This window comes from Phytopseudomonas straminea (genome assembly GCF_900112645.1).
Lineage (GTDB): Bacteria > Pseudomonadota > Gammaproteobacteria > Pseudomonadales > Pseudomonadaceae > Aquipseudomonas > Aquipseudomonas straminea.
On the sequence record NZ_FOMO01000005.1, the window covers coordinates 362525 to 385915 of the forward strand.

17 protein-coding genes are annotated in these 23391 nt (G+C 61.7%); 7 read left to right on the forward strand and 10 right to left on the reverse strand.

All coding sequences use genetic code 11. From position 1 onward, the window contains the following. Positions 1-114 precede the first annotated feature (114 nt). From BM279_RS14760 to BM279_RS14775, 4 genes are all read right to left on the reverse strand, one after another. Positions 115-2373, reverse strand: coding sequence for an Orn/Lys/Arg family decarboxylase (locus BM279_RS14760; RefSeq protein WP_093504855.1), 2259 nt, complete (start codon positions 2371-2373; stop codon positions 115-117). Positions 2374-2488: 115 nt separating this feature from the next. Further along, positions 2489-3241, reverse strand: a complete 753-nt coding sequence (gene dnaQ, locus BM279_RS14765; protein ID WP_093504857.1) for a DNA polymerase III subunit epsilon — start codon at positions 3239-3241, stop codon at positions 2489-2491. Then, the gene (rnhA, locus tag BM279_RS14770; RefSeq protein WP_093504859.1) at positions 3234-3686 is read right to left on the reverse strand and encodes a ribonuclease HI; all 453 of its coding nucleotides are present in this window, start codon (positions 3684-3686) and stop codon (positions 3234-3236) included. The genes dnaQ and rnhA overlap by 8 nt, the downstream gene beginning before the upstream one ends. Before the next feature lie 44 nt (positions 3687-3730). Further along, entirely contained in the window at positions 3731-4492 is a 762-nt protein-coding gene (locus BM279_RS14775; RefSeq protein WP_093504861.1) for a class I SAM-dependent methyltransferase, read from the reverse strand. 163 nt (positions 4493-4655) lie between these two features. Here BM279_RS14775 and gloB point away from each other — a divergent pair, with 163 nt between their 5' ends. From gloB to BM279_RS14810, 7 genes are all read left to right on the forward strand, one after another. Continuing rightward, positions 4656-5429 carry a hydroxyacylglutathione hydrolase gene (gene gloB / locus BM279_RS14780; protein ID WP_093504863.1) on the forward strand — a complete coding sequence of 258 codons (774 nt, stop codon included), beginning with the start codon at positions 4656-4658 and terminating at the stop codon, positions 5427-5429. Positions 5430-5528: 99 nt separating this feature from the next. Beyond that, complete coding sequence (locus tag BM279_RS14785; protein WP_167363148.1) at positions 5529-7073, forward strand: LysM peptidoglycan-binding domain-containing protein; 1545 nt, start codon at positions 5529-5531, stop codon at positions 7071-7073. 106 nt (positions 7074-7179) lie between these two features. Further along, on the forward strand, positions 7180-9012 hold the full coding sequence (locus tag BM279_RS14790; RefSeq protein ID WP_093504867.1) for an extracellular solute-binding protein: 1833 nt from the start codon (positions 7180-7182) through the stop codon (positions 9010-9012). Further along, entirely contained in the window at positions 9009-10859 is a 1851-nt protein-coding gene (locus BM279_RS14795) for an extracellular solute-binding protein (protein WP_093504869.1), read from the forward strand. The genes BM279_RS14790 and BM279_RS14795 overlap by 4 nt, the downstream gene beginning before the upstream one ends. Next, positions 10860-11948, forward strand: coding sequence for a microcin C ABC transporter permease YejB (locus tag BM279_RS14800; protein ID WP_093504871.1), 1089 nt, complete (start codon positions 10860-10862; stop codon positions 11946-11948). Positions 11949-11951: 3 nt separating this feature from the next. Continuing rightward, positions 11952-12971, forward strand: coding sequence for an ABC transporter permease (locus BM279_RS14805; RefSeq protein ID WP_093504873.1), 1020 nt, complete (start codon positions 11952-11954; stop codon positions 12969-12971). 1 nt (position 12972) lies between these two features. Beyond that, positions 12973-14598, forward strand: coding sequence for an ABC transporter ATP-binding protein (locus BM279_RS14810; protein WP_093504875.1), 1626 nt, complete (start codon positions 12973-12975; stop codon positions 14596-14598). A gap of 103 nt (positions 14599-14701) precedes the next feature. Here BM279_RS14810 and BM279_RS14815 read toward each other — a convergent pair whose 3' ends face one another. From BM279_RS14815 to tig, 6 genes are all read right to left on the reverse strand, one after another. Then, complete coding sequence (locus BM279_RS14815) at positions 14702-16561, reverse strand: SurA N-terminal domain-containing protein (RefSeq protein ID WP_093504877.1); 1860 nt, start codon at positions 16559-16561, stop codon at positions 14702-14704. A gap of 220 nt (positions 16562-16781) precedes the next feature. Then, positions 16782-17054 (reverse strand): nucleoid-associated protein HU-beta, encoded by a 273-nt coding sequence (gene hupB, locus BM279_RS14820; protein ID WP_003239952.1) that lies wholly within the window; start codon positions 17052-17054, stop codon positions 16782-16784. A 135-nt stretch (positions 17055-17189) separates the two neighbouring features. Beyond that, positions 17190-19586, reverse strand: coding sequence for an endopeptidase La (gene lon, locus BM279_RS14825; RefSeq protein WP_093504880.1), 2397 nt, complete (start codon positions 19584-19586; stop codon positions 17190-17192). A 150-nt stretch (positions 19587-19736) separates the two neighbouring features. After that, positions 19737-21017 (reverse strand): ATP-dependent Clp protease ATP-binding subunit ClpX, encoded by a 1281-nt coding sequence (gene clpX, locus BM279_RS14830; protein WP_013791345.1) that lies wholly within the window; start codon positions 21015-21017, stop codon positions 19737-19739. Between the two features lie 108 nt (positions 21018-21125). Beyond that, on the reverse strand, positions 21126-21767 hold the full coding sequence (clpP, locus tag BM279_RS14835) for an ATP-dependent Clp endopeptidase proteolytic subunit ClpP (RefSeq protein WP_027905321.1): 642 nt from the start codon (positions 21765-21767) through the stop codon (positions 21126-21128). A gap of 94 nt (positions 21768-21861) precedes the next feature. Continuing rightward, positions 21862-23172 carry a trigger factor gene (tig, locus tag BM279_RS14840; protein WP_093504882.1) on the reverse strand — a complete coding sequence of 437 codons (1311 nt, stop codon included), beginning with the start codon at positions 23170-23172 and terminating at the stop codon, positions 21862-21864. Positions 23173-23391 lie beyond the last annotated feature (219 nt).

Below are 23391 nucleotides of genomic sequence, written 5' to 3' on the forward strand. Positions count from 1 at the left end.
CAGGCCGAATAGCCTGCGACACACGCCGCAAAGCAATCGCGCCACTATAGCAAGCGGCGCCGGAAAGTCGATCATGGTCGGCGTGACGCAGTGCACGTCACGCCAATTGGCGCCCTACTTCTCGATGATGCAGTCGACCGTGTAGTAACTGCCCTGCTCGCCCTCGTGACGCTGCAGGCCATGCACATCGGCATCGAAACCCGGGAAGCGTTGTTCGAAGGCCTGGGCGAAACGCAGGTAATCGATGATCGAGCGGGTGGCCGAGGTGAAACGCTCGCCCGGCATGATCAGCGGAATGCCCGGTGGATAGGGCACCAGCATCACCGCGGCGATGCGCCCCTCGACGTCGTCGACCAGCACCTCCTCCACCTCGCCGCGCACCAGCTGGTTGTAGGCATCAGCCGGTTTCAGAGCGATTTCCGGCAGCACCGTGTACATGCGTTTGAGGGATTTGGCGGTGGCGTTTTCGCGGTAGCAGTCGTGCAGCGCATCGCACAGGTCGCGCAAGCCCATGCCCTGGTAACGCAGCGCGCCTTCGCGGGCTACTGAAGGCAGCACCGAAGTCAACGGCAGGTTGGCGTCGTAGCTGCGCTTGAATTCCAGAAGCTCGGTAAGCAGCGTGCTCCACTTGCCCTTGGTGATGCCCATGGAGAACAGCACCAGGAACGAATACAGGCCAGTCTTCTCGACCACCAGGCCGCGCTCCCAGAGAAACTTGCTGACCACCGCAGCGGGAATGCCGCGCTCGTCGAGACGGCCTCCGGCGGTAAGGCCGGGCATCACCAGGGTCACCTTGATCGGGTCGAGCAGCACGTAGTCTTCGGCGACGTCACCGAAACCGTGCCAGTCGGCCTCCGGCTGCAGCAGCCAGTCTGGCGTCGCCACATCGTCGGCGCCCTCGGTCTGCGGCGGTTGCCAGATGCTGAACCACCAGTCCTCGCTGCTCAGGCTCTGCCCCAAATTGGCCAGGGCACGGCGGAAGCTCAGCGCTTCGTCGAAGGTTTCCTGGATCAGCGAGCGCCCGGCCGGGCCTTCCATCATCGCCGAGGCTACGTCCAGCGAGGCGATGATGCCGTACTGCGGCGAGGTGGAGATGTGCATCATGAAGGCTTCGTTGAAGCGGTCGCGGTCGAGCTGGCGTAGCGCACCATCCTGCACGTGGATCATCGAGGCCTGGCTAAAGGCCGCCAGCAGCTTGTGGGTCGAATGGGTGGTGAATACCATCGGGCCGCCGGCCTCGCGGCTGGTGCCCATGCCGTAGCGGCCGGCGTAGAACTCGTGGAACGCGGCGTAGGCGTACCAGGCTTCGTCGAAGTGCAGCACCTCGACCGAATCACCCAGGGTGCGCTTGATCAGCTCGGCGTTGTAGCAAAGGCCGTCGTAGGTGGAGTTGGTCACCACCGCCAGCTTGATCTTGGGCTCGCGACCGCGGGCCAGCGGGCTGGCGTCGATCTTGGCCTGGATCGACTCGCGGGTGAATTCGCTCAGCGGAATCGGGCCGATGATGCCCAGTTCGTTACGCTCCGGCGATAGGTACAGGGGAATCGCGCCGGTCATGATGATGGCGTGGAGGATCGACTTGTGGCAGTTGCGGTCGATCAGCACCAGGTCGTCACGGCCGACCATCGAATGCCAGACGATCTTGTTGGCGGTCGAGGTGCCGTTGATCACGAAATAGGTATGGTCGGCGCCGAAATTGCGCGCGGCGCGCTCCTCGGCGGCGGCCAGGGGGCCGGTGTGGTCGAGCAGCGAGCCGAGTTCCGGGACCGAGACCGACAGGTCGGAGCGCAGCGTGTTCTCGCCGAAGAACTGATGGAACGCCTGCCCGACCGGGCTCTTGCGATAGGCCACGCCACCACCATGCCCCGGCGTGTGCCAGGAGTAGTTGGATTGCGCGGTGTGCTGTACCAGCGCCTTGAAGAACGGCGGCAGCAGGCCATCGAGATAATTGCGCGCGGCGCGTGCCACCTGGCGGGCCAGGAACGGCACAGTATCTTCGAACAGGTAGAGAATGCCGCGCAGCTGATTGAGGTCGGCCATGGCCTCGGCCGGGGCGTTCTCGATGGTGACCTGCTCGCCCAGAGCGAAGATCGGCAGCTGCGGCGCGCGGCGCCGGGCAATGCGTATCAGCTCGACCATGTCCTGCAGCAGGTGGCGGTTTTCCCCGGCGCCTTCGGCGGCAACCAGAATGCAGGCCAGCCCGTGATGGGTCGAGGCGACGATATGGCCTTCCGCAGAACTCGCGGTGGACAGAATGGTGAAGCCATCCTGCTCCAGCTCGGCAGCGATGGCCCGCACCCGCTCGCCGGCCACGGTATCGGCCTTGATATCGCGATGAACGATGAGTACCGGGAACTTGAGGTCTTTGTACATCGGTTACACCTGAGGTCATGCGGGATGAACCCGCTATGTCCTCAGGGTAGAGACTCGCCGCAGAGGACGGAACCCCTCGCGCAGAGCGCTGTACGAAAAGGTCGCAATTGACCGATCAGGAGGCGGATGTGCCCTGCTCGGCCGCTTCCATCTGCGCCCAGAGAGCGGGCGCACCGGCGGCCTTTTCGATCACAGCCAGGCGCGCGGCATGGGCGGCCAGCTCGTCGGCGCTGGCGGCGATTACCGCGCCACGCGGGCGCTCGGCAGGCAGGCGGCGAATCGGCGTGGCCTGCTGGCGACCGCTGCCATCGCCATCGGCGCCTTCGCCAGCCAGCGACAGGTTGGTCTGCCCACCGGTCATCGCCAGGTAGACGTCGGCGAGAATCTCCGAGTCGAGCAAGGCACCGTGCAGCTCACGACCGGAGTTGTCGACACCATAGCGCTTGCACAGGGCATCGAGGCTGTTACGCTGACCCGGATGACGCTCGCGGGCCATCTGCAGGGTGTCGAGTACATCGCAATAGGCTGCGATGTCCGAACGCTCGTGCTGGCCGATCAGGGCAAACTCGTTGTTCAGGAAGCCGATGTCGAACGGCGCGTTGTGGATGATCAGCTGCGCGCCCTTGATGAACTCGTAGAATTCATCGGCGATATCCTTGAAGCGCGGCTTGTCCTTGAGATCCTCGTTGGTGATGCCGTGCACCGCGATGGCGCCTTCATCGATCTCACGGTCCGGCTGCAGATAGATGTGGAAATGCCGCCCGGTCAGGCGCCGCCCCTCGACCTCCACACAACCGATCTCGATGACCCGGTGGCCATCGTTTACCGGCATACCGGTCGTTTCAGTATCCAGTACGACTCTACGCACGCTTCATGCTCCTGATATCTTCGACGCCACGGTTGGCCAGCTGATCGGCCCGCTCGTTGCCGGGGTGGCCGATATGGCCGCGCACCCATTCCCAGGTCACATTGTGGCGGTTGACCTGCTCATCCAGCTGCTGCCACAGGTCGGCATTCTTCACCGGCTCCTTCGAGGCAGTTTTCCAGCCGCGTTTCTTCCAGTTGGGCATCCATTCGTTGATGCCTTTCATCACATATTGCGAGTCAGTGACCAGGCGCACATTGCACGGGCGTTTCAGCTCCGCCAGGCCGCGAATCGCGCCCATCAGTTCCATACGGTTATTGGTGGTCACGGCCTCGCCGCCCCACAATTCCTTCTCCACGCCCTGGAACACCAGCAATGCGCCCCAGCCACCGACGCCCGGATTGCCCTTGCAGGCACCGTCGGTGTAAAGCTCAACTTGATCGGACATGCGCCGCCTTTATCTAGGGTCTGATTTCGATCTCCGGGGCCGGATCAGGCGCCGTCGCGGTCGCGACGGCTGATCTTGGCCACCGGCATGGGCACCAGTTTGCCCATGGGCTCACGGCGGGACTGGCGCAACGGCCGCAGGCCGACCACCAGCTTGCGCGCCACCAGTACGTAGAACCCGCCGCCCGGCGATTGCCAGGCGCCACCCCAGCGCTCCAAGGGAGCCAACCGGGCCTGCCAGGCCGCCGAAGCAAGCGGCGGACGATAACATCCGAAGCGGCGTTTCTCCAGCGCGAAGCCCAGCAGGTTGAGCCAGTCACCCAGGCGCCGCGGCGCGATGCAGCGGGCCTCATGCAACACGTCGTGAGCGAACAGATGGCGCACGCCCCAGGCGCTCATCGGGTTGATGCCGACGATCAGCAAGTGACCGCCTGGGCGCACGCTGCGCGCGGCTTCGCGCAGCAACCTGTGGGGCGACTGACAGAAATCCAGACCGTGCTGCAGCACCACCACATCGGCGGCGTGCTCGACCAGTGGCCAGGATTGCTCCTCGCAGACGATCTCGGTACCGGCGAATGGCGCCCCCAGACGCACGCTGCGCTGGATCTGCTGGGTTTCCAGCGACGTCTCCGCACAGGGGCCGTAATGCACCAGATAGCCGCCAAAGAAACGCGCCAGTTCCTCGTCGAGCAAACGCTGCTCCTGCTCGAGCAGCAAGCGGCCCAGCGGGCCGTCGAACCATTGCCGGGCCGCACCGATCAGTTGCAACCAGTCGGCATCGGCCTGGGCGAAGGGATTGTCGGTCATGTTCGCGTGCTCATCGGATGCTCGTTCATGAAAGTACCTGCTGGGCCATCTCTACCAATGACACCCTGAGTCCACTGACGTTGCACGCAGAGGGAACACGGCTCGCGTTGAAGCGTCAATAGCCCCTAAGATGCATCTTTGTTCCCGGCTTGGCGACCACCTGATGATCAAGATCGAAGCCCTCAGCGCATTCTCCGACAACTACATCTGGCTGCTGCAGGATGCGCAGCACAAGCGTGTCGCGGTGGTCGACCCTGGCGACGCCTCCCCGGTGCAAGCCTGGCTGCGTGAGCATGGCGACTGGACGCTGAGCGACATCCTGATCACCCATCACCATAACGATCACGTTGGTGGCGTCGAGCAGCTGCGACGCGACACCGGCGCTCGGGTCTTTGGGCCGGCCAACGAGAACATTCCGGGCCGCGACCAGGCACTGGCCGATGGCGACCATATAGACGTGCTGGGTCTGCCCCTGCAGGTCATCGAAGTGCCTGGCCACACCCTGGGCCATATCGCCTTCTATCAGCCCGATCATCACTGGCTGTTCTGTGGCGACACCCTGTTCGCCGCCGGCTGTGGCCGCCTGTTCGAGGGCACGCCGGTGCAGATGCACCAGTCGCTGCATCGCCTGGCAGCCCTGCCGGACGACACACTGATCTATTGCGCTCACGAATACACACTCAGCAACCTGCGCTTCGCCAAGGCCGTCGAGCCGACGAATACGGATATCGCCGAGCGTTTCGCCCAAGTCGAGGCGTGGCGTCAGCACGGGCAGATCAGCCTGCCGTCCACCCTCAGGCTCGAGCGCGCGACCAACCCATTTCTGCGCGCTGCGGAAACATCGGTTAAAGAAATGATCGCCAGCCGCGAAGGTCGCCCCCTGGCCAGCGAAAGCGAGGTGTTTGCCGCACTACGCGCCTGGAAAGACCGCTTCTGAAGCGCCGACTGGCCCGCAAAATCCTGGTCAAAACTTGACCACTCCTGGATCGGTTTCTAGAATCGCCCGACTTTCGATCCAGGATACCCCCCACAACCAATGCCCTCCTCTCGACCTAACTCCTTGAATTCAAAGGCATTGGCATTGCGCCGTCCTGCGCTAGCCCTGGCTGTTTGTGCCGTGCTCGGCGGCTGCCAGAGCCTCGATCAACAACAGGTGGAGAACGAGCCAGCGGTGGATCTGAGCGGCAGAACGCCGCATCAGCCGCTGTGGATCAACGGCACGACCAAGGCCGAGCAACCCAAGGACATCTGGGAGCGCGTGCGCGGCGGCTACAAATTGCAGGACGCCATTGGCGTCAACCCGCGCATCGAGCAGCAGCGCCTGTGGTTCTCCAGCAACCCATCGTTCGTCGAAAAGGCTGGAGAACGCAGCAACCCCTACATTCATTACATCGTCGAGCGTCTCGAAGAGCGCAACATGCCGATGGAGCTGGCGCTGCTGCCAATGATCGAGAGCGCCTACAACCCCTTCGCCTACTCACAGGCCGATGCCGTCGGCCTTTGGCAGTTCATTCCCTCCACGGGGCGCAACTTCAACCTGCGCCAGACCCGCTGGTACGACGGCCGACGCGACGTGACGGCCTCTACCCAGGCAGCCATGGATTACTTGGCGCGCCTGCACGAGATGTTCAATGGCGACTGGCTGCTGGCCCTGGCGGCCTACAACGCCGGCGAGGGCCGGGTCAGCCGCGCCATCGAGCGCAACCAGAAGCTCGGTTTGCCGACCGACTACTGGAACCTGTCGCTGCCCCAGGAAACCCAGAACTACGTGCCCAAGCTGCTGGCCCTGTCCCAGGTGATCATGGCGCCGGACGCCTATGGCGTGAGCCTCGCGCCGATCGCCAACGAGCCCTACTTCGAGGAAGTGGAGCTCAAGCAGCGCATGGACCTGGCCCGCGTCGCCGCCCTGGCCGAAGTCGATGAAGACGAGCTGTACCTGCTCAACCCGGCCTTCAAGAAGCGCGTGACCGTGGACGGCCCCCAGCATCTGCTGGTACCGACCCAGAAAGTCGAACTGCTGACCGCCAACCTGTCGACGCTCAAGCCCGAAGACCGTGGCCTGCAGGAATACGTGGTGCGTGCCGGTGACAATTTGCACGGTATTGCCAATCGTTACGAACTCAGCGTGGCCACCATCAAGGAGCTCAACCAGCTCACCGGCAACACCCTGGCCGTGGGCCAGCACCTGAGCCTGCCGACCAGCCTGCAAGCGGTACCCGACGAGACGCCGCAACGCGCCGTCAACACGGCCGTAGCCTCGCGCAACTACACCATTCGCAATGGCGACAACCTCTGGCAGATCGCCAAGGCGCATAACGTCTCGGTCAACGACATCCAGCGCTGGAATGCCCTGAAGGGCAACTCGCTACGCGTCGGCCAGACCATCAAGCTGCAGGCTGGCTACAGCTCCAGCGCGAAAGCCGTCGCCGACGTCACCTATTACAAGGTGCGCAAGGGCGACTCCCTGCACATGATCGCCAAGCGTTTCAACGTGCAGATGCAGAAGCTGCAAAGCTGGAATCCCCGCACCGGCAAGGCCCTGAAACCGGGCCAGGTGCTGACCCTGCGCCTGGCCAACTGACGCGCATTGCAACACAGTCGCAGTTCACCGCTGGGGCCGCTCTTTTTCCTGTACAGACAAGCTGTTACTGTACGGAAACCTTGCTACCCCGGATCGGATACTGCTCTTGAGACGCCCCCTCCTCTCGCTGTTTTTTGGCCTGGCCACCAGCTTTCCGGCCTGGGCAACGCTCAGCGAAAGCCACGGCTATGCGCAATTCGGCGCGCTCAAGTATCCCGCTAGCTTCACCCATTTCGACTGGGTCAACCCGGAAGCTCCCAAAGGCGGCACTCTGCGCATCATGGCCGCCGGCAGTTTCGACACGCTCAACCCCTATACGCTCAAGGGCACCAGCCCTGTCGCCACCGCCAACTTTCTGCAATATGGCGTGACCGAGCTGAACGAGCCGTTGATGGCCGGCACCGGGCAATACGATCCCTCCGGTGACGAGCCTGCCTCCAGCTACGGGCTGATCGCCAGCTCCGTGGAATACAGCGAAGACCGCAGCTGGGTGGTCTTCAACCTGCGACCCGAGGCGCGCTTTCATGATGGCAAGCCGATCACCGCCTATGACGTGGCGTTCTCCTACCGACTGCTGCTCAAGGAAGGCCACCCGCAGTACCGCACCAACCTGCAGGAAGTAAAACGGGTCGATATTCTTAATCGCCACCGCGTGCGCTTCGTGCTCAAGCGTGCCAACAATCCGCTATTGATCCTGCGCCTCGGCGAACTGCCTGTGTTGCCCCAGCACTACTGGAAGAACCGCGACTTCAAGGCCACCACCTTCGAACCGCCGCTGGGCAGCGGCCCTTACCGCATCACACGTGTCAATCCGGGGCGCAGCCTGACCTTCGAGCGGGTCAAGGACTGGTGGGGCGCCTCCTTGCCGGTCAACCGCGGCAAATACAACTTCGACCGCGTCGAAGTGGATTTCTACCGCGACAGCCATGTCGCCTTCGAAGCCTTCAAGGCCGGCGAATTCGACTTCTACATCGAGCAGCAGGCGAAGAACTGGTCCAACAACTACCGTTTTCCGGCGGTGACCCGCGGCGACGTGATCCGCGCGGAAATCCCTCACCAGATTCCCACCCAGACCCAGGCGCTGTTCATGAACACGCGCCGCGCCACTTTCGAGGACGCCCGCGTGCGTGAAGCCCTGGGTCTGATGTTCGACTTTGAGTGGACCAACCGCACCCTGTTCAACAGCTCCTACACCCGCGCCGCCAGCTACTACCCCAACAGCGAGTTTTCCGCCAAGGGCAAGCCGGAGGGCGCCGAATGGTTGCTGTTGTCGCCGTTTCGCGGGCAACTGCCGGCCAAGCTATTTACCGAGCCGTTCAAGATGCCCGTCACCGATGGGCGGGGCATCCCCCGGGAAACCATGCGCCGCGCCCTTGGTCTACTCGCCGAGGCTGGCTGGAAGCCCTCAGGCCAACGGCTGCTGAACACCAAGGGGCAGTCGCTGCAATTCGAGATCCTGCTGGTCAACCCGAATCTTGAGCGCATTCTTCAGCCATTCACCGAGAACCTGGCCAGCATCGGCATCCAGGCCAACCTGAGAACCGTGGACCGCGCCCAATACAAGCAACGCCTGGATCAGTTCGACTTCGACATGATCCTGCTCACCCTGCCGCAAACCCTCAGCCCGGGCCTGGAGCAATCGCTGTACTTCCACTCCAGCCAGGCCAATGTGAAGGGCGGCAAGAACTACGCCGGCATCCACGATCCGGTCGTCGATGCCCTGCTCGAAAAACTGCTGTCGGCCCACAGCCGCGATGAACAGGTGGCCGCAACCCGCGCCCTGGACCGCGTGATGCTCTGGCAGTACTACACCATTCCCAACTGGTACATCGACTATCACCGCCTGGCGTACCGCAACCGCTTTGCCTTCGTCGCCACGCCGCCCTACACGCTGGGGCTGCGCACGTGGTGGCTGAAACCCACGGAGACCACACAATGACGCATCCTCTGCGTTCATTTCTGATGCACGGCAGCGCCCTGCTGCTGCTTGGCCTCGCCAGCCTGGCCCAGGCCGCACCGCAACACGCCCTGACGCTGTACGGCGAGGCGCCGAAATACCCGGCTAACTTCAAGCATTTCGATTACGTCAACCCGGATGCGCCCAAGGGCGGCGTGCTGCGTCTGCCGGGCCTCAACGGCTTCGATAGCTTCAACCCGTTCATTCCCAAGGGTAACGCGGCCGACCGCATCGGGCTTATCTACGACACCCTCACCTACCACTCGCCCGATGAGCCCTTCACCGAATACGGACTGCTCGCCGAGAAGGTCGAGAAAGCTGCCGACGACAGTTATGTGCGCTTCTTTCTCAACCCCAAGGCACGCTTTCACGACGGCCACCCGGTGACCGCCGAGGACGTGATATTCACCTTCAACACCCTGCTCGAACACGGCGACCCCATGTACCGGCACTACTATGCCGACGTCGCCGAGGTAGTAGCCGAGAACGAGCGCACCGTGCGTTTCAACTTCAAGCACGCCGGCAACCGCGAACTGCCACTGATTCTCGGCCAGCTGCAGGTACTGCCCAAGCACTGGTGGCAAGGCCGTGACTTCTCCCGCGGCAGCCTGGAGCCGCCACTGGGTAGCGGCCCTTACCGGATCGCCGACTTCTCGCCGAACAGCTCGATCCGCTTCGAGCGCGTCAAGGACTGGTGGGCCAAGGATCTGCCGGTTTCCCGCGGCCTGTACAACTTCGATCAGATCCGCATCGAGTACTTCCGCGACATGGCCGTCGCCCTGGAGGCCTTCAAGGCTGGCCAGTTCGACGTCAACCTTGAGTATTCGGCCAAGGACTGGGCCACCGGCTACAACTCACCGGCCCTGCGCGCCGGGCGTTTCGTCCAGGAAGCCTTCCCCAACCGCAACCCGGCCGGCATGCAGGGCTTCGTGTTCAACACCCGCAAGCCGATGTTCCAGGACCCGCGGGTGCGCGAAGCCATCGCCCAGCTGTTCGACTTCGAGTGGGCCAACAAGCAGCTGTTCTACGGTGCCTACAAGCGCACCCACAGCTACTTCGAAAACTCGGAAATGGCCGCCCGCGGCCTGCCCAGCCCGGCCGAACTGAAGCTGCTGGAACCGCTGCGCGGGCAGATTCCCGACCGCGTGTTCACCGAGTCCTTCACGCCACCGGTCAGCGACGGCAGCGGCATCATTCGCGACCAGGCGCGCCGCGCCTACCAGTTGCTCACCGAGGCCGGCTACCGGATCGAAAACGACAAGATGGTCGATGCCAACGGTAACCAGCTGACCTTCGAGTTCCTCAATACCCAGGCCAACCTGGAGCGGGTCATCCTGCCCTTCAAGCGCAACCTGGCCGAGCTGGGCATCGACCTGCAGATCCGCCGCGTCGATGTCTCCCAGTACATCAACCGCCTGCGCTCGCGGGATTTCGACATGACCTCGGCGATCTGGCCGCAGTCGAGCTCGCCCGGTAACGAGCAGCGTGAATTCTGGCATTCCAGCAGCGCCGACAACCCGGGCAGCCGCAACCTCATCGGCCTGCGTGACCCGGCCATCGACAAGCTGGTCGAGGGGCTGATCCAGGCCGATTCCCGCGAGTCGCTGATCACCCACACCCGGGCGCTGGACCGCGTGCTGCTGTGGGGCAATTACGTAGTGCCCAACTACTACGTGGACGCCTATCGCGTCGCCTACTGGAAGCGCTTCGGCCACCCGGAGAAATCGCCGCTCTACGATTACGGCCTGATGACCTGGTGGCAGGAAAAGCCGGTCGGCGAAGTGGTCAGCAGCGACGACAAGGCCACCCCAGAGCAGGAAGAACGCTAGATGCTGGCTTATATCCTGCGGCGCCTGCTGCTGATCATCCCGACTGTGTTCGGCATCCTGGTCATCAACTTCGCGATCATCCAGGCCGCGCCCGGCGGCCCGGTGGAGCAGATGATCGCCAAGCTGGAGGGCTTCGATGCCGCTGCCGGGGGCGCCACTGGACGTATCTCCGGTGGCGGCGGTGGTGAGGTGTCCACCGCCGGCTCCAACTACCGCGGTGCCCAGGGCCTGGACCCTGAACTGATAGCCGAGATCGAGAAGATGTATGGCTTCGACAAGTCGGCGCCCGAACGCTTCTGGATCATGATAAAGAACTACGCCCAATTGGATTTCGGCGACAGCTTCTTTCGTGATGCCAAGGTCATCGACCTGATCATGGAAAAGATGCCGGTGTCCATTTCTCTCGGGCTGTGGAGCACCCTGATCATGTATCTGGTGTCCATCCCGCTGGGTATCGCCAAGGCCACCCGGCACGGCAGCGCCTTCGACGTATGGACCAGCTCGGCGATCATCGTCGGCTACGCGATTCCCGCGTTCCTGTTCGCCATTCTGCTGATCGTGCTGTTCGCCGGCGGCAGCTACTGGGACTTCTTTCCGCTACGCGGCCTGACCTCGAGCAACTTCGACGAGCTGAGCCTGAGCGGCAAGATCTACGACTACTTCTGGCACCTGGCGCTGCCGGTGACTGCGCTGGTGATCGGTAACTTCGCCACCCTCACCCTGCTGACCAAGAACAGTTTTCTCGACGAGATCAACAAGCAGTACGTGATCACCGCCCGGGCCAAAGGCCTGAGCAACACCCGTGTGCTCTACGGTCACGTATTCCGCAACGCCATGCTGCTGATCATCGCCGGCTTTCCGGCGGCCTTCATCGGTATCTTCTTCACCGGCTCCTTGCTGATCGAGGTGATTTTCTCCCTTGACGGCCTGGGCCTCCTGAGTTTCGAGGCAGCGATCAACCGCGATTACCCGGTGGTCTTCGGCACCCTGTTCATCTTCACCTTGCTGGGCCTGGTCGTGAAACTGATCGGTGACATCACCTACACCCTGGTCGATCCACGTATCGACTTCGAAAGCAGGGAGGCCTGAACCATGGCACTTTCCCCGCTGAATCAACGCCGCTTCGATCGCTTCAAGGCCCACAAGCGCGGCTGGTGGTCGCTTTGGATCTTTCTCGCCCTGTTCTTCGTGACCCTGGGCGCCGAGCTGATCGCCAACGACAAGCCGCTGGTGGTCAGCTATGACGGCCAGTACTACTTCCCGGTGCTCAAGCGCTACCCGGAAACCACCTTCGGAGGCGAGTTCCCGCTACAGGCCAACTACAAGAGCCCCTACATCCAGGAGTTGATCGAGGAAAAGAATGGCTGGATGATCTGGCCGCCGATCCCCTTCAGCTACTCGAGCATCAACTACGACCTCAAGGTCCCTGCCCCGGCGCCGCCCTCGGCAGCCAACTGGCTGGGCACCGACGACCAGGGTCGCGACGTGCTCGCGCGGATCATCTACGGTTTTCGCATTTCCGTGCTGTTCGCCCTGGCGCTGACCCTCGCCAGCTCGGTGATCGGTGTGGCTGCCGGCGCCCTGCAGGGCTTCTACGGCGGCTGGGTGGACCTGGCAGGGCAGCGCTTTCTAGAAATCTGGTCGGGCCTGCCGGTGCTCTACCTGCTGATCATTCTGGCCAGCTTCGTGCAGCCCAACTTTTGGTGGCTACTGGGCCTGATGCTGTTGTTCTCCTGGATGAGCCTGGTCGATGTGGTGCGCGCCGAGTTCCTGCGCGGCCGCAACCTGGAGTACGTGCGCGCGGCCCGAGCGCTGGGTATGCGCAACGGCGCGATCATGTTCCGCCATATTCTGCCCAATGCCATGGTCTCGACCATGACCTTCCTGCCCTTCATCGTCACCGGCGCCATCGGCACTCTGACCGCCCTAGATTTCCTGGGCTTTGGCCTACCGGCAGGCGCACCGTCGCTCGGCGAACTGGTCGCCCAAGGCAAGTCCAATCTGCAGGCACCCTGGCTGGGCATCAGCGCCTTTGCCGTACTGGCCATCATGCTGAGCCTGCTGGTGTTTATAGGCGAGGCGGCTCGCGATGCGTTCGACCCGAGGAAATGACATGAGCCACCCCGACAACCTCGTCGAAATCCGCGACCTGTCCGTTGCCTTCGTCAGTGGCGAGCACAGCCGCAGTGTGGTCAAGCACATCAGCTTCGACATCCGCCGCGGCGAAACCCTCGCTTTAGTCGGCGAAAGCGGCTCCGGCAAATCGGTCACTGCCCACTCGATCCTGCGTCTGCTGCCCTACCCGCTGGCCCAGCATCCCAGCGGCAGCATCACCTATGCCGGCCAGGATCTGCTCAAGTTGAGCGAGAAGAAGCTGCGCGGCATCCGCGGCAATCGTATCGCCATGGTGTTTCAGGAGCCGATGACCTCGCTCAACCCGTTGCACAGCATCGAAAAGCAGGTCAACGAGGTACTCGCCCTGCACAAGGGTCTGCGCGGCAAGGCCGCTACCCAGCGCACCTTGGAGCTGCTCGAGCTGGTTGGCATCCCCGAGCCGCACAAGCGGCTAAAGGCCCTGCCCCACGAGCTGTCGGGCGGGCAACGCCAGCGCGTGATGATCGCCATGGCCCTGGCCAACGAGCCGGAGCTGCTGATCGCCGACGAGCCGACCACCGCGCTGGACGTGACCGTGCAGCTGAAGATTCTCGAACTGCTCAAGGACCTGCAGGCCCGTCTGGGCATGGCCATGCTGATCATCACCCACGATCTGAAGCTGGTACGCCGTATCGCCCAGCGGGTGTGCGTGATGCAGAACGGTGAGCTGGTCGAACAGGCCGATTGCGAAACGCTGTTCACCACGCCGCAGCATCCCTATACCTGTGAGTTGCTGGCGGCCGAGCCGGATGGCGATCCGGTCGCCTGCGAAGAAGCGCAGCCGATACTGGAGGTCGAAGACCTGCGGGTCTGGTTCCCGATCAAGAAGGGTCTGCTGCGCCGTACCGTCGATCACGTCAAGGCCGTGGATGGCATCAACTTCAGCCTGCCACGGGGCCAGACCCTGGGCATCGTCGGCGAAAGCGGCTCGGGCAAATCGACCCTGGGCCTGGCAATCCTGCGCCTGATCGGCAGCCAGGGCGGCATCCGTTTCGGCGAGCACCACCTGGGGGGACTGTCACAGCGCCAGGTGCGGCCGTTGCGCCGGGAAATGCAGGTGGTGTTCCAGGACCCCTTCGGCAGCCTCAGCCCACGCATGACAGTCGGCATGATCATCGGCGAAGGCCTGCGCATCCACCGTATCGGCAACGAGGCCGAGCAGGAACAGGCGATCATCGATGCACTGCTGGAAGTCGGCCTCGATCCCGAAAGCCGGCACCGCTACCCCCACGAGTTTTCCGGCGGCCAGCGCCAACGCATCGCCATCGCCCGGGCCTTGGTGCTCAAGCCGGCGCTGATCCTGCTCGACGAGCCGACCTCAGCCCTGGACCGCACCGTACAACGTCAAGTTGTCGACCTGTTGCGCTCGCTGCAGGCCAAGTACAACCTCAGCTACCTGTTCATCAGCCATGACCTGGCCGTGGTTCGCGCGATCAGCCATCAACTGATGGTGGTGAAGCAGGGCCAGGTCGTCGAGCAAGGTGACGCCAGGCAGGTCTTCGAGGCGCCGCAGCACCCGTACACCCGGCAGCTTCTGGAAGCGGCCTTCATGACCCGCGTCAAACCCGAACCAGCCATGCCCTGAACGTGCATTGCAGGTTCAGCGGCTGCACAGCTGATTCCTACAAAACCTGCAGATAAACAAAGGCCCCGAAACCGGGGCCTTTGTCATTGCGGCAGATCGGCGCTTAGAAGCGCTCGATATCAGCCTTGCTTTCCAACTGCTTGCGGTACGCGGCGAAGTCTTCCTGGCCACTGCGCGAAGCGAGGAAGCGGCGGTACATGGCTTTCTCCTCGTCGCTCAGCACCTGCTCCGGCTCACTCACGCCCTTGAGGCGGATCACGGCGTAGTCGCCATTGGCCAGGGCAATGCCGCTGAACTCGGACTTCTCGCCGGTCGGCTTGGGCATGCGGAACAGCGCCTGCAGCACGGCCGGATCAACGCCATCCTGATTGCGGGTAGCTGCTTCGACCACCTGCCACTCGGCGCCCTCAGGCTTGGCCTTGCCGTCGCGCAGATCGCTGACCAGCTGCTCACCAGCCGCCTTGGCCGCTTCGCTGGCACGGGTCTTGGTCAGCTGGGCACGGATGCTGTCAGCCACCTGATCGAGTTCCAGCTGCTGCGGCTTGCGGTGCTCCTTGACGCGAATGACCACCAGGGTATTCGGGTCGAGTTCGATGGCACTGCTGTTGCTGCCGTCTTCCATCACTTCCTGGCTGAAAGCAGCCTGCAGCACCTGACGATTCGAGGCGATACCCTGACCGCCCTGACGACCGAACGGCTCGCTGGTCTGCACCTTCAGGCCCAGCTCCTGAGCAGGCTGTGCCAGGTCGGAGGATTCGAAGGCAGCATCTTCGAGCTGCTTGGTGGCTTCGACGAAACGCTGTTCGACGCGTTGCGCCTTGAGGTCGGTCTCAAGCTTGGCCTTCATGCTGGCGAAGGTCGGCACTTCAGGCGCCTGCACGCCCAGCAGCTTGATCAGGTGCCAGCCGAACTCGGTGCGCACCGGAGCGGAAACCTCATCCTTCTTCAAGGCATAGAGCGCATCTTCGAAGGCCGGGTCGTAAACGCCCTTGCCGGCGTAACCGAGGTCACCGCCATCACTGGCCGAGCCCGGATCCTGGGAGAATTCCTTGGCCAGTGCGGCAAAGTCTTCGCCCTTCTGCAGACGCTTCTGGATATCCTCGATCTTGGCCTTGGCCTGCTCGTCGCTGACGTCGCCGCCCACTTCGATGAGGATGTGCGCGGCGTCGCGCTGCTCGGCCAGGTTGGCGATCTCGGACTGGTAGGCGGCCTTCATCTCTTCATCGGTAACCGAGACCTGTGAGAAGAATGCATCCTTCTTCAGCTCGACATACTCGATGACCACCTGCTCCGGGCTCATGAACTGAGCCTGTTGCGCGTCGTAGTAGGCTTTGACGTCGTCATCGCTGACCTTCACCGCGCCGGCATCGGCCTTGATGGTTCGGGTGGCGAAATCACGGGTCTGCTTTTCCAGGCGTGCGAAAGCGGCCACTTCTTCGTCGGTGACGAAACCGCTGCCAGACAGGCCCGCGCGCAGCTGGCCGATGAGCATTTCCTGCTCGAGCATCTGGCGGAATTGCATACGGGTATAGCCGAGCTGACGGATCACCTGATCGAAACGATCGGCATTGAAGCGACCTTCTACCTGGAACTCAGGCGTCTGCACGATCACCTGATCGAGAGCGGCCTGGGAAAAGGCGAACTTGGAGTCCTTGGCGCCCTGCAACAGCAGTGAGCGCTCGATCAGCCCTTTAAGGGATGCATCGCGCAGCATCCTTTCGTCCAGCATGGCCGGGTCAAAATCCTTGCCCAGTTGCTGCAGCAGCTGACGGCGCTGCATCTCCACAGCCTGGTTGAGCTCGTTCAGGCTGATCTTCTCGCCATTCACCGCGGCGGCGTTCTGGCTGTTGCCCGTGCCGGTGATGATCGCGTCAACACCCGTCAACGCCATAAGAACGACGATCAGGCCGATGATGGTTTTGGCAATCCAACCCTGTGAATTGTCCCTGATATTTTGCAGCATGCATCCCCCAGAACGGTCACGAACTAAAAGTGGCCGCGCAGCGTGGGTAAAAAATCCGGATAGAAGAAAGGCGCATCCTGGGATGCGCCTTCTCGTAACGTGCGAAGCGGATCGGGATCACAACTCAAACAATCCCCGGCGTGACAGACCTTGTGGTCTTATTGCCGCCCCGCAACCGAGCCGGGGTTAGCCGACCCGGCGGGCAAAGGCCCGAAGACGCTTAGTTGACGGCGTCTTTCAGTGCTTTACCAGCTTTGAAACCTGGGATCTTGGCAGCAGCGATGCTGATCGGCTTGCCAGTCTGCGGGTTGCGGCCAGTGCGAGCAGCGCGCTCTTTGACAGCGAAAGTACCGAAACCAACCAGTACAACGGAATCACCAGCCTTCAGAGCGCCAGTTACGGATTCAATCACTGCGTCCAGCGCACGGCCAGCAACAGCTTTCGGGATATCAGCAGATGCGGCGATGGCATCGATCAGTTCCGACTTGTTCACTCTAAGTCCCCTTAATTTCGGTTTAGGTTGTTTCTTGATTTTAATGGAAGCGAATCGGGTGCTGGATGGCCTGCCGACACGGTAAGAGCCGCTTTATATCAAGGGCTCCAAAAAAGTGTCAAGGAAGGCATCCGGCTAATGCGTGCTGATTCGCTCCTTGGAATCAGACTCGCGTTTTTCATCCTTTGCAACCAACTCCGGAGCCGCGTCTGGCAAGGGCTCCGGCGCGTATTGCAGCGCAATTTGCAGGACCTCGTCAATCCATTTAACCGGTTTAATCTGCAGGTCCTGCTTGATGTTCTCGGGAATTTCCTTGAGATCGCGAACATTCTCCTGGGGAATGATCACGGTTTTGATTCCACCGCGATGCGCCGCCAGCAGTTTTTCCTTCAAGCCACCAATCGCCAGCACCTGACCACGCAGGGTGATTTCCCCGGTCATGGCGACGTCCGCGCGCACTGGAATCTGCGTCAGCGCCGACACCAGTGCAGTGCACATGCCCACGCCCGCGCTCGGGCCATCCTTGGGCGTAGCGCCTTCCGGCATGTGGATGTGGATGTCGCGCTTCTCGTAGAAATCCGGCGCCACGCCAAGGCTCTGAGCACGGCTGCGGACCACGGTTTGCGCGGCCGTGATCGATTCGACCATGACATCACCCAGCGAGCCGGTCTTGATCAGATTGCCCTTACCCGGCACCACAGCGGCCTCAATAGTTAGCAGTTCGCCGCCCACTTGAGTCCAGGCCAAACCCGTCACCTGACCGATCTGGTCCTGCTGCTCGGCAAGGCCATAGCGATGCTTGCGCACGCCCAGGAAATCCTCGAGCGAGTCGGCGGTAACGACGACATGGAAGCGTTTCTCCTTGGCGTGCTTCTTCACCGCACGCCGGCACACCTTGGCGATTTGCCGTTCAAGGCTGCGCACGCCGGCTTCACGCGTGTAGTAACGAATGATGTCACGGATCGCCGCTTCCTCGAATTCCAGCTCGGTTTTCTTCAAACCGTTAGCCTGAACCTGCTTGGGCGCGAGATATTTGGTGGCGATATTGACCTTCTCGTCCTCGGTGTAGCCTGGCAGGCGAATCACTTCCATACGGTCCAGCAGCGCGGCTGGAATGTTCATGGAGTTGGCGGTGCACAGGAACATTACGTCGGACAGATCGTAATCGACTTCCAGATAATGGTCGTTGAAGTTGTGGTTCTGCTCCGGGTCGAGCACCTCGAGCAGCGCCGAGGCCGGATCACCGCGCATGTCCTGACCCATCTTGTCGATTTCATCGAGCAGGAACAGCGGGTTGCGCACGCCGACCTTGGTCATCTTCTGAATCAGGCGGCCTGGCATGGAACCGATGTAGGTACGACGGTGACCGCGGATTTCCGCTTCGTCACGTACGCCGCCGAGCGCCATGCGCACGAACTTGCGATTGGTCGCGCTGGCGATGGACTCAGCCAGCGAGGTCTTGCCCACGCCAGGCGGGCCGACCAAGCACAGTACCGGGCCCTTGAGCTTCTTCACGCGCTTCTGCACGGCGAGATACTCGAGAATGCGTTCCTTGACCTCTTCGAGGCCGTAGTGATCGGCATCGAGGATGTTCTCGGCGCGTGCCAGGTCCAGGCGTACCTTGCTCTGCGCCTTCCACGGCACGTTCACCAGCCAGTCGATGTAGGAGCGCACCACGGTGGCCTCGGCGGACATCGGCGACATCTGCTTGAGCTTGTTCAGCTCGGCCTGGGCCTTGCCGTAGGCTTCCTTGGTCAGCCCGGCGTTTTCGATGCGGCGCTTGAGTTCGTCGAGCTCGTTGTGACCCTCCTCGCTGTCGCCCAGCTCTTTCTGAATGGCCTTCATCTGCTCATTCAGGTAGTACTCGCGCTGGCTGCGCTCCATCTGCTTCTTCACGCGACCACGGATGCGCTTCTCGACCTGCAGCAGGTCGATCTCGGCGTCCAGCAACGCCAGTACGTGTTCGACACGAGCCGGCAGGTCGACGATCTCGAGAATTTCCTGCTTCTGCTCGATCTTCAGCACCATATGGGCGGCCATGGTGTCGACCAGGCGGCTGGGCTCATCGATGCTGTTCAGCGAAGACAGCACCTCCGCCGGCACCTTCTTGCCCAACTGAACGTACTGCTCAAACTGGCTGAGCAGGCTGCGGGTGAACACTTCGCTCTCGCGCTCCGGCGCCTCGACTTCGTCGAGCAGTTGCACTTCGGCGGCGCTATAGCCATCGGCTTCGATGAACTGCTCGATCTCGCCACGCTGCTCGCCCTCGACCAGCACCTTCACGGTGCCATCGGGCAACTTGAGCAGCTGCAGCACCGTGGCAACTGTGCCGACGCGGTAGAGCCCTTCTTCACTCGGTTCATCGTCAGCAGGATCTTTCTGGGCGAGCAACAGAATCTGCTTTTCGCCATTCATCGCCGCTTCGAGCGCTTCGATGGATTTCTCGCGACCTACGAAAAGCGGGATGACCATGTGCGGATAGACCACGACATCGCGCAAAGGCAGGAGAGGCAATTCGATGGTTGTCTTCATGATTTTGAGCTCTACGGCGGCCTTGCGGCCGTAAACGGTGGGATTACCCTTGGCCCTAAGATGGGGGTAGCCCCACGAAAAAACAAGCATTGACGTCGCTAAAAGCAAAGGGGCCCGCAGGCCCCTTGCTTACAACATATGACGAACGCGTTACGCGTCTGGCGCGGCCTTGGCAGGCGGCTCGCTGTTTTCGTAGATCAGCAGCGGCTTGGAACTGCCGTCGATCACGCTTTCATCGATGACCACCTTGCTGACGTCCGATTGCGACGGAATGTCGTACATGGTGTCAAGCAGCACGCCCTCGAGAATCGAACGAAGGCCGCGCGCACCGGTCTTGCGCTCCAGCGCTTTCTGGGCCACTGCCTTGAGCGCGTCGGGACGGAATTCCAGATCCACACCTTCCATCTCGAACAACTTGCCGTACTGCTTGGTCAGCGCGTTCTTCGGCTCGGTGAGGATCTGCACCAGCGCTGCCTCGTCGAGCTCTTCCAGGGTCGCGATAACCGGCAGGCGCCCCACGAACTCTGGAATCAGACCGAACTTGACCAGATCGTCCGGCTCGATTTCACGCAGCGACTCGCCAATCTTCTTCTCGACGTCCTTGGTGCGCACTTCTGCATTGAAACCGATACCGCCCTTGGTCGAACGGCCCTGAATCACCTTCTCGATGCCGGCAAAGGCCCCACCGCAGATGAACAGGATATTGCGGGTATCGACCTGCAGGAATTCCTGCTGCGGATGCTTACGGCCGCCCTGAGGCGGAACCGAGGCAACGGTGCCTTCGATCAGCTTCAGCAGAGCCTGCTGCACGCCCTCGCCCGACACATCACGGGTGATCGACGGGTTGTCGGACTTGCGGGAAATCTTGTCGATCTCGTCGATGTAGACGATGCCCATCTGGGCCTTCTCGACATCGTAATCGCATTTCTGCAACAGCTTCTGGATGATGTTCTCGACGTCTTCACCTACGTAGCCAGCCTCGGTAAGGGTGGTCGCATCGGCGATGGTGAACGGGACGTTGAGCAGGCGCGCCAGGGTTTCAGCCAGCAGCGTCTTGCCCGAACCAGTCGGCCCGAGCAGCAGGATGTTGCTCTTGCCGAGCTCGACGTCATCCTTCTTCTCGCGCTGATTGAGGCGCTTATAGTGGTTGTAGACCGCGACCGCCAGGATCTTCTTGGCGCGTTCCTGCCCGATCACGTACTGATCAAGGATCGCGCTGATTTCCCGGGGAGCCGGCAGCTTGTGCGCGCTGCTCTCGGCCTGGGCTTCCTGCACCTCCTCGCGGATGATGTCGTTGCACAGGTCGACGCACTCGTCGCAGATAAATACCGAGGGGCCAGCAATCAATTTGCGTACTTCGTGCTGGCTTTTGCCGCAGAAGGAGCAATAGAGCAGCTTGCCGTTGTCCTCGCCGTTGCGGGTGTCAGTCATTCGATCAATCCAATACCGTAGGCTTAAAACACAAGATGGAGCCAAACCGGGGCATTTTCAAGCCCGATGCACCGCAGGCCGACTATTGTCGGCCTGCGGCGTCACGCTTCAGCCGATTTGCTCGCGGCGGCTGTGTACCTTGTCGATCAGGCCGTAGTTGACCGCCTCTTCACCGCTCATGAAGCGGTCACGGTCGGTGTCACGGGCGATCACTTCAATCGGCTGGCCGGTGTGGTGGGCCAGCACCTGGTTCAGACGCTCGCGGATGAACAGGATTTCCTTGGCGTGGATCTCAATGTCCGAGGCCTGGCCCTGGAAGCCGCCCAGCGGCTGGTGGATCATCATGCGCGAATGCGGCAGGCAGTAACGCTTGCCCGCGGCGCCGCCAGCCAGCAGCAACGCACCCATGCTGCACGCCTGACCGATACAGGTGGTCGAGACGTCCGGCTTGATGAACTGCATGGTGTCGTAGATAGACATGCCGGCGGTTACCGAACCACCCGGCGAGTTGATGTACAGGTGTATGTCCTTGTCCGGGTTCTCGGCCTCAAGGAACAGCAACTGCGCGGCCACCAGGTTGGCCATGTAGTCTTCGACAGGGCCGATCAGGAAGATCACGCGCTCTTTGAGCAGACGCGAATAGATGTCGTAGGCGCGCTCGCCACGAGCGGACTGCTCGACGACCATAGGAACCAGACCGCCAGCGGCCTGGATATCGGACATTTGCTGCATGAAAGGATTGTGCGACATTTCCAGCATTCGCTCCCTAATAAAAGTCATATCTCGAATACGCATAAGCCAGCACTGAGGCTGGCTTATGGTGTTCTCGAACGAGGCGAAGAAATCAGGCGGCTTGTGGAGCTTCTGCCGGCTTGACTGCTTCTTCGTAAGAGACCGATTTGTCAGTCACATTGGCCTTCTGCAAAACAGTATCTACAACTTGCTCTTCCAGTACAACCGAACGGACTTCGTTCAGTTGCTGGTCGTTCTTGTAGTACCACGCTACGACCTGCTCAGGCTCTTGGTAGGCCGAGGCCATTTCCTGGATCAGCTCACGCACGCGGGCGTCATCAGGCTTGAGTTCGAACTGCTTGACCACTTCGGCGACGATCAGGCCGAGGGAGACGCGGCGCTTGGCCTGCTCTTCGAACAGCTCGGCCGGCAGTTGATCCGGCTTGATGTTGCCGCCGAACTGCTGAACGGCCTGCACGCGCAGGTTGTTCACTTCGCTGGTGATCAGGGCCTTGGGCACTTCAACCGGATTGGCGGCCAGCAGACCTTCCATAACCTGGTTCTTGATCTTGGATTTGATGGCCTGACGCAGCTCACGCTCCATGTTCTTGCGAACTTCGGCGCGGAAACCTTCCAGACCACCTTCCTTGATGCCGAACAGGGCGAAGAACTCGTCGTTCAGCTCCGGCAGTTGCGGGGCGGAAACGCTGTTGACCTTGACGGTGAATTCAGCGGTTTTGCCAGCCAGGTCGAGGTTCTGGTAGTCCTCGGGGAAGGTCGGGTTGATCACACGCTCTTCGCCGGCCTTGGCGCCGATCAGGGCATCTTCGAAACCCGGGATCATGCGGCCGGAGCCCAGTACCAGCTGAGTACCGGTGGCGGAACCGCCAGCGAAGGCCTCGCCGTCGATCTTGCCGACGAAGTCGATGTTCAGTTGATCGTCTTTCTCGGCAGCACGCTCTACGGCTTCGAAACGGGTGTTCTGCTTGCGCAGGATGTCCAGCATGTTGTCGACGTCGGAATCGGCCACTTCAGCCTGCTGACGCTCGATGGCGATACCTTCCAGGCCGCTGACCTTGATTTCCGGAAACACTTCGAAAGTCGCAACGAACTCCAGGTCCTTGCCCTTCTCCAGCACTTTCGGCTCGACCGAAGGCTGACCAGCAGGTGCGAGTTTCTGTTCGGCAACCGCTTCATAGAAGGAAGACTGGATGACGTCGCCCACCGCTTCCTGGCGCGCATCGGCCTCGAAACGCTGACGGATCACGCTCATCGGCACCTTGCCAGGACGGAAGCCAGGGATCTTGGCTTTCTGGGCAGTCTGCTGCAGACGCTTGTTGACCTGGGTTTCGATGCGCTCGGCCGGCACAGTGATGCTCATGCGGCGCTCGAGAGCGGAAGTGCTTTCAACAGAAACTTGCATGGATATTCCTCGTTGCACAGACGTATGCCGGCCGCTTACCGGCCCCATTCAAGGGCATGCATTCTAGAGGGAGGTGTTGCAGAAGTCACCCTAGATGCAGGTGGCAAACGGGAGGGGCTAAAAGATGGTGCGGACGGAGAGACTCGAACTCATCGCAGTCCCTTCCACCACACGTGAAACCCGCATTCTCTCTGGCTCTCGCTCAGAGCGTGAGCCTGA

Bases quoted from the DNA above. Each gene is read 5' to 3' on its own strand.
- BM279_RS14805 (WP_093504873.1), top strand. From the start codon at position 11,952: ATGGCACTTTCCCCGCTGAATCAACGCCGCTTCGATCGCTTCAAGGCC.
- BM279_RS14775 (WP_093504861.1), bottom strand. From the start codon at position 4,492: ATGACCGACAATCCCTTCGCCCAGGCCGATGCCGACTGGTTGCAACTG.
- BM279_RS14800 (WP_093504871.1), top strand. From the start codon at position 10,860: ATGCTGGCTTATATCCTGCGGCGCCTGCTGCTGATCATCCCGACTGTG.
- gloB (WP_093504863.1), top strand. From the start codon at position 4,656: ATGATCAAGATCGAAGCCCTCAGCGCATTCTCCGACAACTACATCTGG.
- BM279_RS14795 (WP_093504869.1), top strand. From the start codon at position 9,009: ATGACGCATCCTCTGCGTTCATTTCTGATGCACGGCAGCGCCCTGCTG.
- lon (WP_093504880.1), bottom strand. From the start codon at position 19,586: ATGAAGACAACCATCGAATTGCCTCTCCTGCCTTTGCGCGATGTCGTG.
- rnhA (WP_093504859.1), bottom strand. From the start codon at position 3,686: ATGTCCGATCAAGTTGAGCTTTACACCGACGGTGCCTGCAAGGGCAAT.
- clpX (WP_013791345.1), bottom strand. From the start codon at position 21,017: ATGACTGACACCCGCAACGGCGAGGACAACGGCAAGCTGCTCTATTGC.
- BM279_RS14760 (WP_093504855.1), bottom strand. From the start codon at position 2,373: ATGTACAAAGACCTCAAGTTCCCGGTACTCATCGTTCATCGCGATATC.
- BM279_RS14815 (WP_093504877.1), bottom strand. From the start codon at position 16,561: ATGCTGCAAAATATCAGGGACAATTCACAGGGTTGGATTGCCAAAACC.
- tig (WP_093504882.1), bottom strand. From the start codon at position 23,172: ATGCAAGTTTCTGTTGAAAGCACTTCCGCTCTCGAGCGCCGCATGAGC.
- BM279_RS14785 (WP_167363148.1), top strand. From the start codon at position 5,529: ATGCCCTCCTCTCGACCTAACTCCTTGAATTCAAAGGCATTGGCATTG.
- BM279_RS14810 (WP_093504875.1), top strand. From the start codon at position 12,973: ATGAGCCACCCCGACAACCTCGTCGAAATCCGCGACCTGTCCGTTGCC.
- clpP (WP_027905321.1), bottom strand. From the start codon at position 21,767: ATGTCGCACAATCCTTTCATGCAGCAAATGTCCGATATCCAGGCCGCT.